General features: G+C 63.3%; 12 protein-coding genes. All 12 read right to left on the bottom strand.

Annotation, left to right across the window (positions count from 1 at the left end):
* Nucleotides 1-9: 9 nt before the first annotated feature.
* The 12 genes from K9B37_RS02820 to mraY all read right to left on the bottom strand — a co-directional run bounded on the left by K9B37_RS02820 (nucleotide 10) and on the right by mraY (nucleotide 14471).
* Nucleotides 10-852 carry an outer membrane protein assembly factor BamD gene (locus tag K9B37_RS02820; protein WP_439651679.1) on the bottom strand — a complete coding sequence of 281 codons (843 nt, stop codon included), beginning with the start codon at nucleotides 850-852 and terminating at the stop codon, nucleotides 10-12.
* 246 nt (nucleotides 853-1098) lie between these two features.
* Nucleotides 1099-2046 (bottom strand): UDP-3-O-acyl-N-acetylglucosamine deacetylase, encoded by a 948-nt coding sequence (gene lpxC, locus K9B37_RS02815; RefSeq protein WP_224311287.1) that lies wholly within the window; start codon nucleotides 2044-2046, stop codon nucleotides 1099-1101.
* Between the two features lie 272 nt (nucleotides 2047-2318).
* Nucleotides 2319-4046, bottom strand: coding sequence for a cell division protein FtsZ (ftsZ, locus tag K9B37_RS02810; RefSeq protein ID WP_224311286.1), 1728 nt, complete (start codon nucleotides 4044-4046; stop codon nucleotides 2319-2321).
* 105 nt (nucleotides 4047-4151) lie between these two features.
* Nucleotides 4152-5474: a cell division protein FtsA gene (gene ftsA, locus K9B37_RS02805; RefSeq protein ID WP_224311285.1), complete on the bottom strand. Its 1323-nt coding sequence runs from the start codon at nucleotides 5472-5474 to the stop codon at nucleotides 4152-4154.
* Nucleotides 5471-6451, bottom strand: coding sequence for a cell division protein FtsQ/DivIB (locus tag K9B37_RS02800; RefSeq protein WP_224311284.1), 981 nt, complete (start codon nucleotides 6449-6451; stop codon nucleotides 5471-5473). Before K9B37_RS02800 ends, ftsA begins: the two co-directional genes overlap by 4 nt.
* Nucleotides 6418-7341: a D-alanine--D-alanine ligase gene (locus tag K9B37_RS02795; protein WP_224311283.1), complete on the bottom strand. Its 924-nt coding sequence runs from the start codon at nucleotides 7339-7341 to the stop codon at nucleotides 6418-6420. The genes K9B37_RS02800 and K9B37_RS02795 overlap by 34 nt, the downstream gene beginning before the upstream one ends.
* A gap of 59 nt (nucleotides 7342-7400) precedes the next feature.
* A complete protein-coding gene (murB, locus tag K9B37_RS02790) occupies nucleotides 7401-8315 on the bottom strand; it encodes a UDP-N-acetylmuramate dehydrogenase (protein WP_439651671.1) in 915 nt (304 codons plus the stop codon).
* Nucleotides 8315-9730, bottom strand: a complete 1416-nt coding sequence (gene murC / locus K9B37_RS02785) for a UDP-N-acetylmuramate--L-alanine ligase (RefSeq protein ID WP_224311282.1) — start codon at nucleotides 9728-9730, stop codon at nucleotides 8315-8317. Before murC ends, murB begins: the two co-directional genes overlap by 1 nt.
* On the bottom strand, nucleotides 9727-10842 hold the full coding sequence (gene murG / locus K9B37_RS02780) for an undecaprenyldiphospho-muramoylpentapeptide beta-N-acetylglucosaminyltransferase (RefSeq protein WP_224311281.1): 1116 nt from the start codon (nucleotides 10840-10842) through the stop codon (nucleotides 9727-9729). Before murG ends, murC begins: the two co-directional genes overlap by 4 nt.
* Nucleotides 10839-11984 carry an FtsW/RodA/SpoVE family cell cycle protein gene (locus K9B37_RS02775; protein ID WP_224311280.1) on the bottom strand — a complete coding sequence of 382 codons (1146 nt, stop codon included), beginning with the start codon at nucleotides 11982-11984 and terminating at the stop codon, nucleotides 10839-10841. The genes murG and K9B37_RS02775 overlap by 4 nt, the downstream gene beginning before the upstream one ends.
* Before the next feature lie 2 nt (nucleotides 11985-11986).
* Nucleotides 11987-13381, bottom strand: a complete 1395-nt coding sequence (murD, locus tag K9B37_RS02770) for a UDP-N-acetylmuramoyl-L-alanine--D-glutamate ligase (protein ID WP_224311279.1) — start codon at nucleotides 13379-13381, stop codon at nucleotides 11987-11989.
* Nucleotides 13382-13385: 4 nt separating this feature from the next.
* Nucleotides 13386-14471: a phospho-N-acetylmuramoyl-pentapeptide-transferase gene (mraY, locus tag K9B37_RS02765; RefSeq protein WP_224311278.1), complete on the bottom strand. Its 1086-nt coding sequence runs from the start codon at nucleotides 14469-14471 to the stop codon at nucleotides 13386-13388.
* Between the last annotated feature and the right edge of the window lie 2 nt (nucleotides 14472-14473).

Genomic DNA, 14473 nt, shown 5'->3' with positions numbered 1-14473 from the left:
AGATGAGGCTTACCCCGCCCGCTGACCGACCTGGGGAACGCCGCGGAAGGCCTTGCTGATCCAGGATTCGGAATTCTCGCGCGGCTCGACGCCGCCCTTGGTCAGCAATGCGTAGGCGTCCTTGTACCAGGGACTGTCAGGGAAGTTGTGTCCAAGAACCGCAGCGGCTGTCTGCGCTTCGTCGACGATACCCATGGCCATATAGGCCTCGGCGAGACGTTCGAGCGCCTCCTCCACATGGCGAGTGGTCTGATATTGCCCCACGACCGTGCGGAAACGGTTGATGGCGCCGGAATAATTACGCTTCTGGAGATAGAAGCGGCCGATCTCGACCTCCTTGCCGGCCAGCTGATCGCTGGCGACCTGGATCTTCTTCTTCGCGTCCGCCACATATTCCGACGTCGGATAACGCTGGATCAGCTCCTGCAGAGCGAGCAGAGCGCGCTGCGACTTCTCCTGATCGCGGGTGATATCCGGAATTTGGTCATAATACGACGATGCCAGGAGATACTGCGCATAGGCCGCATCCGGTGTGGCCGGATGCATTTGCAGATAGCGCTTCGAGGCCGTGATGGATTCCTCGTAGAGGCCGCCCTCGTAATTGGCATAGGCCTCCATGATCAGCCCTTTGCGGGCCCAATCGGAGAATGGGTACTGCTTGTCAAGGCTCGAGAACTTCTTAGCCGCGCCCTCATAGTCCTTCTTCTGAACGCGGGCGAGACCGTCGTTGTAGATCTGCTCGGCGGGCGCCGTGGCCACAACTTCCGGCTTGTATTTTTCGCTGTTGTCGAACGGATTGAACGACGAGAGGGTATCGCAGCCCGCAACGGCCAAGCCGCAGACGCCGAACATCAGCGCGCGAACAGCGCCATCTTTCAATCCTGAATAAGCCTTCGCGAAAGACATGCCTCGCGGTCCTCCGAAAATAGTGCCCGGGTTGTAACGGTGCATCGAAGGCTCTTTAACCTATGAGCAGGCAAAGCGCCAACCCTTCCGTCAGGCTTTACCCAGGCGGCTTGGGGAACATGCACTAAAATCCTGCGGCCAAAGGGCGCCGTTCGCCGGAACGACGCCAAGATCGCAGGAGCAACTTTAAGCTTAGTGAACGTCGGGAGCGAAAGCCGGCATAGCAACGCCACTGCCAAGCTCGGCATACCCCGTCTCCCGCCGCACTCCGCCATCCACGATGGCGTAGTTGGAGCGGCTCGAGAACAGAGCCTCCAGAACGGAGAAGTTCAGGCGGTGACCGCCGCAATAGGAGCGATAGGTGCCGAGCAGCGGGAAACCGGCGAGGGAGAGGTCCCCGACCGCATCGAGGATCTTGTGGCGCACGAACTCGTCGCCATAACGCAGCCCCTCGGGATTCATCACGCCGTCATCGCCGATGGCGACCGTATTCTCCAACGAAGCGCCGAGGGCGAAGCCTGCGCTCCACAGCTTCTCCACGTCCCGCATGAAACCGAAGGTGCGGGCGCGGGAGATGTCCTTCCGGAAGACCGCTGGCGACAGATCGACAGCCTTGCGCTGACGGCCGATGACCGGCGTCGGGAAATCGATCTCGACGTCGAGACGGAAGACCCGGTCATTGGGAAGGAGCTCGGCAAAGGCCTTGCCCTGATTGACGCGGACCGGCTTGAGAACCTTGAGATATCGACGGGCCGAGGACTGGACCACGAGGCCGACCTGATCGATGGCATCGATGAAGGGAGCGGAGCTGCCATCGAGAATCGGCACTTCCGGACCATCGATCTCGACCAGGACATTGTCCACCCCGAGGCCGGACAGGGCGGCCATCAGGTGCTCGATCGTCGCCACGGCGCCACTTTCACGATCACCGATCACCGTGCAGAGCTCGGTGGCGGTCACCGCCAGATGGCGCGCATCGATCAGACGCTCTAGCCCTCCGGGAAGGCCGGTACGCAGGAAAGCGATGCCATGATTCACCTCCGCCGGATGGAGAACGATCTTAACTTCGTCTCCGGAATGGACACCGGCTCCGGTGAGAGCGACGGCGGCACGCAGCGTGGTTTGTTGGCTCTGCTTCATCTTCACTCAACCTCGAGCGTCTCGACGTCGGCGGTGTTCCGCCTTGGCGTCGAGCGCCCGCTGTTACTGTTTCTGACCCCCGCAGGCTTCTGACGAATCCCGCTTTGAACTGAAGGGAACATAGGTCGCAGGCTAGGCTAGGCCAAATCACGCTTTTTTACCGTCTGTTACAAACTCGACAATTCGCAAGTCTTTGAAAAGTAAACAAATTATTAAAAAGCCCCCGGCCGCTGTCGGCCGGGGGCTCCGATTTGTTAACAGTAATGCGCTGGCTAGTTCGCCTGGCGGCGGAGGAAGGCCGGAATTTCCAGCTGATCGTCCTCGGCGCTCCGCGGCGCGGCCGGCATACGCGGCTGGTCCGGATGCCCCTGGGCCGTGCGGTAGCCCTGCGGCGCGGCAGGCCGTTTGGCATATTCCGCGTGAACCGGCGACATCTGCTGCCGTGGCCCTTCCGGTGCCTGCCGCTGAGGAGCAGGCTCTGCGACCGGCGCGGAATGCTCGTCCCGACGGCCGAATCCCACCGTGGCCAGGCGCTGGAGCAGGGACATCCGCTTCGTGTCGTGCGGAGCCTCCTCGCCACGGCTGGCGCGGATCTGATTCTGGGCCGGAATCGGCAGCTCGTCGATGCGCGGCATCCGGGCAGGACGCATGGCCCGCTCGGGCTGCGGCGGAATGAAGGCGCCCTGCGCGATCGGTTCGTCGTGATAGGCCGGTTCAACCGCGACAGGTGCCTCGTAGGCCATCGCCTGCTTCGGCTGAGTCGGCGTCAGGACCACGTCGTCGCGGACGACCGGCTGGGGAGCGGGCTCCACGACCGGGGTCGCGAGGGAGGCGTAGGTCGGGGCGGCGACCGGAGCGGGAGCGGTCTCGATGGCAGAGGGAACCGCCTTCACCGTTTCGGCTGGGGCGGTGGCGCGAAAGGTCGGGACGGCTTGGGTCTGCGAAGCCCGGGCGCGGGCCTCGGCGCGCAGGCGCTCGGCCACTTCCGAAATCCGCTGCTCCGTCGATGTCAGATCGACAGCCGTGGGGGCCTGGACCTGGTCGATGCCGGTCGCGACCACCGACACGCGGATGATGCCCTCGAGGCTTTCGTCGAACGTCGCGCCCAGGATGATGTTGGCGTCCTGATCCACTTCCTCGCGGATGCGCGTCGCCGCCTCGTCGAGTTCATAGAGGGTCAGGTCGTTGCCGCCCGTGATGGAGATCAGCAGGCCGCGGGCGCCCTTCATCGACACGTCGTCGAGGAGCGGGTTGGCGATCGCCGCCTCCGCCGCCCGGATGGCGCGCTTCTCACCGGACGATTCGCCCGTGCCCATCATCGCCTTGCCCATGCCGCGCATGACCGAGCGGACGTCGGCGAAGTCGAGATTGATCAGGCCTTCCTTCACCATCAGGTCGGTGATGCAGGCAACGCCCGAATAGAGCACCTGGTCCGCCATCGCGAAAGCATCCGCGAAGGTCGTCTTCTCCGTCGCGACGCGGAAGAGATTCTGGTTGGGAATGACGATGAGCGTGTCGACCGATTGCTGCAGCTCGTTGATGCCGGCCTCTGCGAGACGCATGCGGCGAACGCCTTCGAACTGGAAGGGCTTCGTGACGACGCCGACGGTCAGGATGCCGAGTTCGCGGGCAGCACGCGCCACGACCGGAGCAGCACCGGTGCCGGTGCCGCCGCCCATGCCGGCGGTGATGAACACCATGTGCGAGCCGGCGAGCTGATCGCGGATTTCGTCCATCACCTCTTCGGCGGCCGCGCGTCCGACTTCCGGTTGCGAGCCGGCGCCCAGGCCTTCCGTTACCTGAATGCCCATCTGAACGATGCGGTCGGCCTTCGACGAGGCGAGAGCCTGCGCATCGGTGTTCGCAACCACGAACTCGACGCCCTGGAGCCCAGACTCGATCATGTTGTTCACAGCATTGCCGCCAGCGCCGCCGACGCCGAACACCGTGATGTGTGGCTTGAGTTCCCGGATATCCGGAGCTTGCAGATTGATAGCCATGACCTGTTTGCCTCTTTGGCCTTATTTACCACAGCGTTCGGCCGACGCTTACCCTTGGTTAACTTGAACTCTAGGCGATGGCCGCCGCGCCACCGCCTTACGCATCTAAAAACTATCGCGAATCCAGCGGCCCACGCGGGAGATGTAGCCGTCGGTTCCCGTACTCTGAAACAAGCCGCCGGAGCGCGGCTCGAAATACTCGATATGTGCCACCTGCGGATAAACCAGCAGGCCGACCACCGCCGAAAAGGCAGGCCCCTTGGCAGCTTCGGGCAACCCCTTGATGCCGAGCGGACGCCCGACACGGACCTGACCCTGAAGGATGCGCCGCGCCGTTTCCGGCAATCCGACGAGCTGGCTCGCGCCACCTGTCAGCACGACGCGCCGACCGGCCTGCGCGGCGAACCCCGCCGATTTAAGCCGGTCACGGGCGAGTTCGAGGATCTCCTCGACCCGCGGCTTGATGATCCTGACCAAATGCGACTTCGGCAGATGGTTGGGAACATCACGTTCGTCTTCATCGACCTGCGGAACGGCGATCATGTCGCGATCGTCCGCGCTCGATGTGATCGCCGAACCATAGAGCGTCTTCAGTCGCTCCGCGGCCGACACGCGCGTCGTCAAGCCGCGCGCGAGATCCATGGTCACATGGTGTCCGCCGACTGCGATCGCGTCGGTATGCACCAGATGGCCGTTCATGAAAATACCGACGCTGGTCGTTCCGCCGCCCATGTCGACGACGGCGCAGCCCATATCGGCTTCATCGTCGACGAGAGCCGACAGACCGGCCGCATAGGGCGTTGCGATGACGGCTTCAACACTGAGATGGCAACGCTCGACAGCGAGCATCAGGTTGCGCGCCGCAGCAGCCTCGGACGAAACCACGTGCAGATCGACGCCCAGACGCTCACCGATCATGCCGGCCGGATCGACGATATGATTCTGCGCATCGAGCGAGAATCCCGTCGGAAGGGCATGCAGGACCGCCCTGCCCCGCCGCGGATCATAGCTGCTTGCAATGTCGAGAACCCGATGCACATCGCCGGGGCCAACTGCACCGCGCACCGGAACGTGCGCTTCGAAATGCTCCGAGGCGAGCCGGCCGCCCGTGAGATTGACGATCACGGACTGAATCTCGACTTTCGCCATGCGCTCGGCTGCATGCACCGCCTGGCGGATCGAGGTCTCGGCAGCCTCCAGATCGACGATCACGCCACCCTTGAGTCCAACGGAGCGCTGGTGTCCGATTCCGAGAATGCGCGCCACATGGGTGCGGCTGCGCAAGGCCTCAATCTCGTCGGCGGGCTTCAGCTCCGCCACGACGCACACGACCTTGCTGGTCCCGATATCGAGGACCGACAGAATGGCACTCTTGCGCGCGGACAACGGCTTCATGCGCGGTGTCAGACCATGACCCGAGCGACTCATGTTTCGACTCCCTTGCCGCGCACCGGCTTCTTCTTCAAGGCTTCGGCCCGTGCCGAAGCCGCCTCCTCGGTCAGACGGACGACAACCCGATCGGCCATGCGCAGATCGACCGCCAGCACATCCTTTTCCAGGATCCTCTGCTCACGCTCGAGCTTCACGAGCCGCGCCACCGCGTCCGCCGCGCCGAGTTCCGGCAGGCTCACGTCCATGCCGTTGTCCATCTTCAAATTCCACCGGCGCCCGGCCACCATCATGCCCGCGCGGATGCGGCCCTTCAGGGGACCTGCGGCTTCGAGCAGCGCCACATAGTCTTTGCTCCGCTTGTTCGCCTCTTCGCCGACGACGAAGGGAAGATCGGCGTAGCGCGCATCCTGCATGAGGTCGATGACCGTCCCGTCCGCCGCGATGACGAAGAGCTCGCCCTTGAGCTGCCAGATCGCATACGGCTCGCGCTCGGTCAGTCCAATCACGAGCTCGTTCGGGTAAAGCTTGCGCACGGTGGCGCTCTTGACCATCGGTACGCGCTCGAGACGCTCGCGCACTCCGTTAACGTCGAGGAAGACCAGGGACAGCTTGGAGTCGAGACCGGCCGCCGCAAGCACTTCCGACTCCCGCATCTGCGAGATTCCAGAGATGGTGATCTGCTCGAGGCCAAGCCCGAAGAAGCGTGCGAGGGCATGATGCGGCTCGCCGTTCTGGCGAATGAAGTCGTTGAGGTGGCCGCCTTGCCAGAGACCGGTCACGGCCACGGCACCAAAGAATCCCAACGTCAGCACGGTGCCGAGATACCGTGGGATGCGGCGCTCGATCGGCTGACGACTGCCGCGGCGCCTGACGCTGCGGCTAGGGCGAAACTTGCTGAAGAAACCGAATCGCGAGGCGCCCGGCCTGCGCGATTCGGCGGCTGTCGCGCGCGCAACCGGAGAGCCGGCCCGGTAGGCCGTCATCGGTTGCAGGTAGCGTCCTCCACCATCCATTGCACAAGCTCGCCAAACGAATAGCCCGCGTGGGCTGCCAGTTCTGGCACCAAGCTCGTCTCGGTCATTCCGGGTTGCGTGTTGACCTCAAGGACAACGAGTTCCCCGGTTCCACCGGGTGTATCGTCATACCGTAAGTCGGCGCGACTGATTCCCCGACAGCCGAGCGCTTGATGCGCCGTTAACGCCAACTCTTGAACCTTTTGGTAAATATTCGGTTTAATTTCTGCCGGGAGGACGTGAATGGAGCCCCCCTTCGCGTACTTTGCGTCATAGTCATAGAAGACGCCCGTAGCCGGCCGGATATCGATGACGCCGAGGGGTCTGTCGCCCATGACGGCGCAGGTGAGTTCGCGGCCCGCAACGTATGATTCGACAAGGACTTTCTCGCCGAACGCCCAGTCCTCCCGAAGCAGCTCCTGAGGCGGGTGGCTGCGCTCCTCGCGCACGATGATGACCCCGACCGAGGAGCCCTCGTTGACCGGTTTGATCACATAGGGAGCCGGGAGCACGTGGCTCCGCGCCGCATCCAAACGGTTAACGACGACACCGTGCGGAACCGGCACGCCGGCAGCAGCCATGACGACCTTTGCGCGATCCTTCTGCATGGCGAGCGCAGAGGCGAGGACTCCAGAGTGACTATAGGGAATACGAAGGATTTCGAGCAGGCCCTGGATCGTCCCATCCTCGCCGACGCGCCCGTGAAGCGCATTGAAGACCACATCCGGCGCCGTTGCCTGCAGAACGGTGGCGATGTCCGGCTGCACGTCGATGGGGGTGACCTTGTAACCTCGCTCCTCGAGCGCCTTGGCGCAGGCGCGCCCGGAGGCCAGGCTGACCTCCCGCTCCGCCGACCAGCCGCCATAGAGAACCGCAACGTGCTTGGCCATGACATGCTCCCCTCGCCGCCGCTGATCTCCAGCAGGCCCGACGATGATTCGGCCTGACGCTAAGGACGCCCGACCCGTTTGATTTCCCATTCCAGCGTGACGCCAGAGGTCGCAAGCACCCGCTTGCGCACCTCTTCGCCCAGCGCCTCGATGTCGGCGGCGGATGCCGAGCCATGGTTGATCAGGAAATTGCAATGCATCTCGGACACTTGTGCATCGCCGATGCGCAACCCCCGGCACCCGGCTGCATCGATCAGCTCCCACGCCTTGCGGCCTTCCGGATTCTTGAAGGTCGAGCCGCCCGTCCGGGTATTGACCGGCTGCGTCGAGGATCGCGCCTCGGTGATGTTGTTCATCTCCGCCAGGATCGCATCGCGGTCGCCGGCGCGGCCCTCGAACAGAGCCTCGGTGAAGATAACATCATCAGGCACGGCCGAATGGCGATAGGTGAAGCCCATATCGGCGTTGGAATAGACCACCTTCTCGCCAGACCGGGTGATGGCCCTCGCTTCGACGAGAACGTCTTTCGTCTCGCCCCCATACGCGCCGCCGTTCATCCTCAATGCGCCGCCGATCGTGCCGGGAATGCCACGCAGAAAGGACAATCCCGCGATTCCAGCCTCCGCCGCCGCGCGTGCGACCTTCACGTCGGGTGCGGCCGCACCGGCGCGGATCCGGTGGTTTTCCTCGACCGAGATCTCGGCAAAGGATTTGCCGAGCCGGATCACGATCCCTTCCCAGCCCTGGTCGCGAATCAAAAGGTTCGAACCGAGCCCGACGACCAGGATCGGAAACGCGCGGTCCAGCCTCGCGAGAAAATAGGCAAGATCATCCTCGTCCGCAGGCGTGAAGAGCACCTTAGCCGGGCCGCCGGTGCGGAACCACGACAGCGGCGCCGTCGGCGCATTCGCTTCGAGCTTGCCACGCAGATCCGGCATCTGCGCCTTCAGGGCGGGCGTCAGATCGGCAAACATCAGGCTGCCTTTTCGCCGAGGGTCTCAAGTTCACCGGGAAGCGCATAGGCCCATTGCGTGATGTTGCCGGCGCCGAGGCAGATCACATAATCGCCGGGCTTCGCAAAGCCCTTGATCAGACCGGCGAGGTCTTCCGACTTCTCGAGGGCCATCACGTTCCGGTGCCCACGTGCCTTGAGGCCGGACACGAGACTGTCGCGGTCCGCGCCCGGGATCGGCTGCTCACCCGCCGCATAAACCGGCGCGACGATCACTGCGTCCGCGTCGTTGAAGCAGGTGCAGAACTGATCGAACAGGGAGGAAAGACGCGTATAGCGATGAGGCTGCACGACGGCGATGACCTGTCCCTCCGTCGAGGACCGCGCGGCCTTGAGCACGGCGGCGATTTCGATGGGATGGTGGCCGTAATCGTCGAAGATCGTCACGCCGTTCCACTCGCCCGTGCGCGTGAAGCGGCGCTTCACGCCACCAAAGCCGGCAAGGGCCTTGCGGATCGCATCCTGCGAGACACCAAGCTCGTGCGCGACGGCGATGGCAGCCGTCGCATTCAACGCGTTGTGCGCTCCGGGCATCGGCAGCACGAGATCTTCCAGCTCGAGGCGGAAGCCCGGACGGCGGTCACGGATCATGACGCGGAAACGGCTCTGGCCGCCGCGGGGATCGACATCCATCAGACGCACGTCGGCCTGCGGGTTTTCACCATAGGTGATGATGCGCCGATCCTCGATTCGCCCGACGAGGTCCTGAACCGTCGGATGATCGATGCACATCACCGCGAAGCCGTAGAACGGAATCGAATCGATGAAGGACCGGAAGGCGTCCTTGATGGCGTCATAGTCGCCGAAATGATCGAGATGCTCCGCATCGATATTCGTGACGATGGCGACGTCAGCGGGCAGCTTGAGGAAGGTGCCGTCGGACTCGTCGGCCTCCACCACCATCCACTGGCCTTCGCCCATGCGGGCATTGGTGCCATAGGCGTTGATGATGCCACCGTTGATGACCGTCGGATCGAGACCGCCCGCATCGAGCAGGGTCGCAACGAGCGAGGTGGTCGTGGTCTTGCCATGGGTGCCAGCAACAGCGACGCAGGACTTGAAGCGCATCAGTTCGGCCAGCATCTCGGCCCGCCGCACGACGGGCAGCCGCTTTTCGCGCGCGGTCGTGAGTTCCGGGTTGTCGCGCTTGATGGCCGTCGACACCACGACGATTTCCGCTCCGTCGACGTTCTCGGCCTTGTGGCCGATGAAGGTCTTGATGCCTTTCTCGGCAAGGCGCTTGACGTTGTAATTGTCGGCAGCGTCCGACCCTTGCACGGTGTAGCCGAGATTGTGCATCACCTCGGCGATGCCCGACATGCCGATGCCACCGATGCCGATGAAATGAATAGGGCCGAGTTTCGGCGGCAACTTCATAGGTTTTTTTCCTTCTTGTCGGGGGACGCGAGCTGGAGGACGGCCTGCGCGAGGCGCTCCGCAGCGTCGGTGATGCTGGCGCTATGTGCAGCGGCGGCGGCCCGCGTCAAGCGGTCCGGCTCGCGCAGATATGCACCGATTTCGGCAGCGAGCCGCTCAGGAGTGAACTCGGACTGTGGAAGCACGATGGCAGCCCCGAGGTCTCCGAGGGTTCGTGCATTGGCGGCCTGATCCTGATCGATGGCCCCCGGGAGCGGGACGAGGATCGACGGACGGCCGATGACCGCGAGTTCCGCAACCGTCGAGGCCCCGGAGCGGGCAACGACCAGATGGGCTTCAGCCATGCGCCTCGGTAGGTCCTTGAAGAAGGGCTCGGCCTCGAACGAGATCCCGAGACGTCCATACTGGGCGCGTACGCGCTCGAGATCTTCCCCACGCGCCTGTTGGCAGACCGCGATCCGGGACCGCTCGCCGGGCGACAGACATTCAATGGTGGGCGGCACGACATCGCTCATCACCCGCGCGCCCTGGCTGCCGCCGACGACGAGAAGGCGGAGGGTTCCATTTACCGGCAGCGACGGGTAGGCAACCTTCGACGCCTCCAGAACAGCAGGCCGGATCGGATTTCCCGTGTGAAGCGTCCTGCCGGCGCTGTTCGGGATTCCCTTGATGGCTTTGAAGCCCGTCGCGACCATGGACGCGCGGCGCGCCAGAAGCCTGTTGGCGCGCCCCATCACTGCATTGGCCTCGTGGATGACGGTCGGAATACCGAGCAGGGATGCAGCCATGACGGGCGGGACGGTCGGATAACCGCCGAAACCGACCACAGCTGCAGGCCTCAGGCGGCGGAGACTGCGCATGGCCGAAAGCGTCCCGCGTCCGAGCACGAACGCGGCTTTCGCCATCTGCAGCGGCGAACGTCCCGATGGTGTCGCAGAGAGAATCTCGATGATCTCATCGGCCGGAAACGAGCCGGCATAGGCATTGGCGCGCTTGTCGGTCGCCAGCACGACGCGTGCACCCGCCGCCTTCAAGACATTGGCGAGCGCTTCGGCGGGAAAGAGGTGTCCGCCTGTGCCGCCGGCTGTCAGAACAATGAGCGGCCCCGTCATGAGTGCTGCGCACCCTGTACAAAATAATCCATCGTCTCGGCACGGGGGCGCCGTCGCGTCAATGCGATGAGGAAGCCCATGCTGAGCGCAAGCGAGAGAAGCGACGAGCCGCCATAGGAGATGAATGGCAGAGTCATGCCCTTGGCAGGCATGAGGTGCACGTTCACCATCATGTTGATGGCGGCCTGGAGGCCGAACATCATGATGAGCCCGGTCGCCGCCAGCCGGCAGAATGTGTCCTCGTTGCGCCGGGCCAGCGTCAGACCGCGCAGAACGATGAACGCGAAGAGCACGAGCAGACCGATGCAGACAACAACGCCGAACTCTTCCGCGGTGACCGCGAAGATGAAGTCCGTATGAGCATCCGGCAGGATGCGCTTGACCGACCCCTCGCCCGGACCACGCCCGAGCCAGCCTCCGCGCGCGAAGGATTCCATCGCCATATCGACCTGGAACGTGTCTCCCGACGACTTGTCCATGAAGCGTTCGATGCGGGCGCGCACGTGCGGCAGGAATTCATAGGCCGCCACGACGCCGATCAGACCTGCCCCTCCGAGCCCCATCACCCAGAACCAGTGCAGGCCTGCGACGAAGAACAGGCCGCACCAAACGGTGGTGATCAGCATCGTCTGCCCAAAATCCGGTTGGAGAATGAGCGGAACGATGGTGGCGGGAAGGATGAGGAACGCAAGCAACGCACCGGGCATATCCTTCCGCTTGGCGCCTTCGGAGAAGGCCCAGGCCGCGAGAATGACGAATGCGGGCTTCACGAACTCCGATGGCTGAATCCCTAATGGACCGATCATGATCCAGCGATGCGCTCCCTTGATCTCGGGTCCGAACTGGAACGCGAGCAGGATGAGCCCCATGCCGACGAAATAGATCAGCAGAGCGAGACGCCGTATGTGTCTCAGCGACAGGAACGAAACCGGCAGGAGGATAGCCAGAGCCGGGATGAGGAACAGGACCTGCCTGTTTACGAAATGAAATGTCGAAAGGCCGAGACGCTCAGCCACCGGCGGACCGCCCGCCATGAGAAAGACGAGCCCGGCCAGCGATAGGATCGCCAGGGACGCAAGCAGCAAGCGATCGACGGTCCACCACCAGTCGCCGAAAGCCGAACGTTCTGCGCGTGACACCATCGTCAGGCTCCCATGGTCGGATTGATGCCGGGCAAGGCTTTAACGAGTTCGCGGAAGTGATTTCCGCGCACTTCGTAATTCGGAAACTGGTCGTAGGACGCGCAGGCCGGAGACAGCAGCACGACCGCCGGCGCATTCATAGCCGCCGCATCGCGTGCAGCCTGCTCGACGGCGCGATCGAGCGTCGTCGCTCGGACGGAAGGGACGTCGTCGCCGAGAGTCGCGGCAAATTCGTCGGAAGCGGCACCGATCAGGTAGGCCTTTCGGATCTTTGGGAAGTACGGCCGCAGGGATGTGATGCCACCCTCCTTCTGCTTCCCCCCCAGGATCCATAGAATGTTATCGAAGGACTTGAGCGCTTTCTCGGTGGAATCCGCGTTGGTCGCCTTCGAATCGTTGATGAAGAGCGTCGCGCCGATGCGGCCGACTCCCTCCATTCGATGCGGCAGTCCCGAGAAGGTCCTCAGACTCGACTGGATGTCGTCGGCAGAGACACCCATGGCGAATGCCACGGCAATGGCAGCTGCCGCATTCTGAGCATTGTGTTCGCCCCGGAGGGAAGGAATGTCGGACAAGTCGGCAACTGGTATGCTGCCGGACGACGTCACATGCAACACGCGCGGTCCCTCTGTCAGGAAGCCGAAACCGTTCAAGCGCCTGGTCGAGACGGGCGTGACATCGATTCCTTTCGCGATGCAGGCCTCCGCGATGGAGCGGCTCCATGCGTCATCGACGCCGACGATGGCCTTCTCGGATTGGGCGACGAGCCTCTCCTTGATGGCCGCGTAATTCTCCATCGTCCCATGCCGGTCGAGATGATCCGGCGAAACGTTTAGATGAACACCGATCGTCGGCGCCAAGGACGGCGCCAGATCGATCTGGAAGGACGAGCATTCGACTACGTGGACGCGGCTGTCCGAAGGCGGCTGGAGCAAGAGAATGGCCGTGCCGATATTCCCGCCCAACTGCACGTCGTAACCGGCCTGCCGCAGGATATGGGCAATGAGAGCGGTAGTGGTGGATTTGCCGTTGGTTCCCGTGATCGCAATGAAGGGAGCCTTCGGAGCGATCTTTGCGCGCTCGCGGCAGAACAGCTCGATATCGCCGAAGATCTCGACGCCCGCGTCTTTCGCACTCTTCGCCGACCAGTGCGGCTCCGGATGTGTCAGCGGCACGCCCGGCGACAGCACGAGGGACGAAAAGCGCGACCAATCGGCCTTGCGCAGGTCTGCCGTCTCGACGCCCTTGGCCTCGGCTTCCGCCATCTTCGCCGGGTTGTCATCGCAAGCAATGACATAGGCCCCACCCTCTTTCAGAGCGAGCGCGGTCGCCAGCCCCGATCCGCCGAGACCGAAGAGTGCGACTGTCTGACCGGCGAAGGTGGTGACGGGTGTCATGCCTTCACCGGAGCTTGAGGGTCGAGAGGCCGACGAGGGCCAGAACCACGGCGACGATCCAGAACCGGATCACCACCTGGGGTTCGGTCCATCCGAGCTGTTCGAAATGATGGTGGATCGGCGCCATCTTGAACACGCGCTTGCCGGTGAGCTTGAAGGAGGTGACCTGGATGATCACCGACATGATTTCGAGAACGAAAAGACCACCGACGATGGCGAGCACGATCTCGTGCTTCGTTGCCACCGCAATCGTTCCCAGCAAGCCTCCGAGCGCGAGCGACCCGGTATCACCCATGAAGATCTGAGCCGGCGGCGCGTTAAACCAGAGGAAGCCGAGACCTGCTCCCATCAGGGCACCGCAAATCACGGCGAGCTCGCCTGTGCCGGGCACGAAATGAATCTGGAGATAGTTGGCGAAGACCGCATTGCCCGCGAGATACGCGATGAAGCCGAATGTGCCTGCGGCAATCATCACCGGCACGATGGCCAGACCATCGAGGCCATCCGTGATGTTCACGGCATTGCCGGCGCCGACGATAACGAAGCCGCCGAAGATGATGTAGAACCAGCCGAGATTGAGGATCAATTCCTTCGAGAACGGCAGCGCCAGTTTGTTGGCGAGGCCGGGCGTCGCCATGTAGGAGATAGCAATGCAGGCGACCGCCGCGATCAGCGCCTCGATGGCGAGGCGCGAGCGACCGGAGAATCCCTTATGGGACTGCTTCGTCACCTTGAGATAATCGTCATAGAACCCGATAGCGCCGAAGCCCACGGTCACGAACAGCACGACCCAAACGTAGTGGTTCGCAAGATTCGCCCAGAGCAACGTGGAGACCAGCACGCCGGCCATGATCATCAGCCCGCCCATGGTGGGCGTGCCGCGTTTGGTCAGAAGGTGTGACTGCGGCCCATCCTCACGGATCGGCTGCCCCTTGCCCTGGCGGACGCGCAGGAGGGAGATGATCGCAGGACCGAACAGGAAGACGAAAAGCAATGCCGTCGCGGTCGCACCGCCGGTGCGAAACGTGATGTATCGGAAAATATTGAGGGGAGTGAAATAGGGGCTGAGATCAGCCAGCCAGGTCAACATCG

Origin of the sequence: Microvirga puerhi (assembly GCF_020089865.1) — a bacterium.
GTDB classification, from domain to species: domain Bacteria; phylum Pseudomonadota; class Alphaproteobacteria; order Rhizobiales; family Beijerinckiaceae; genus Microvirga; species Microvirga puerhi.
The sequence above is the reverse complement of the archived record's forward strand: the minus strand, read 5'-3'. Positions and strand labels throughout refer to the sequence as shown.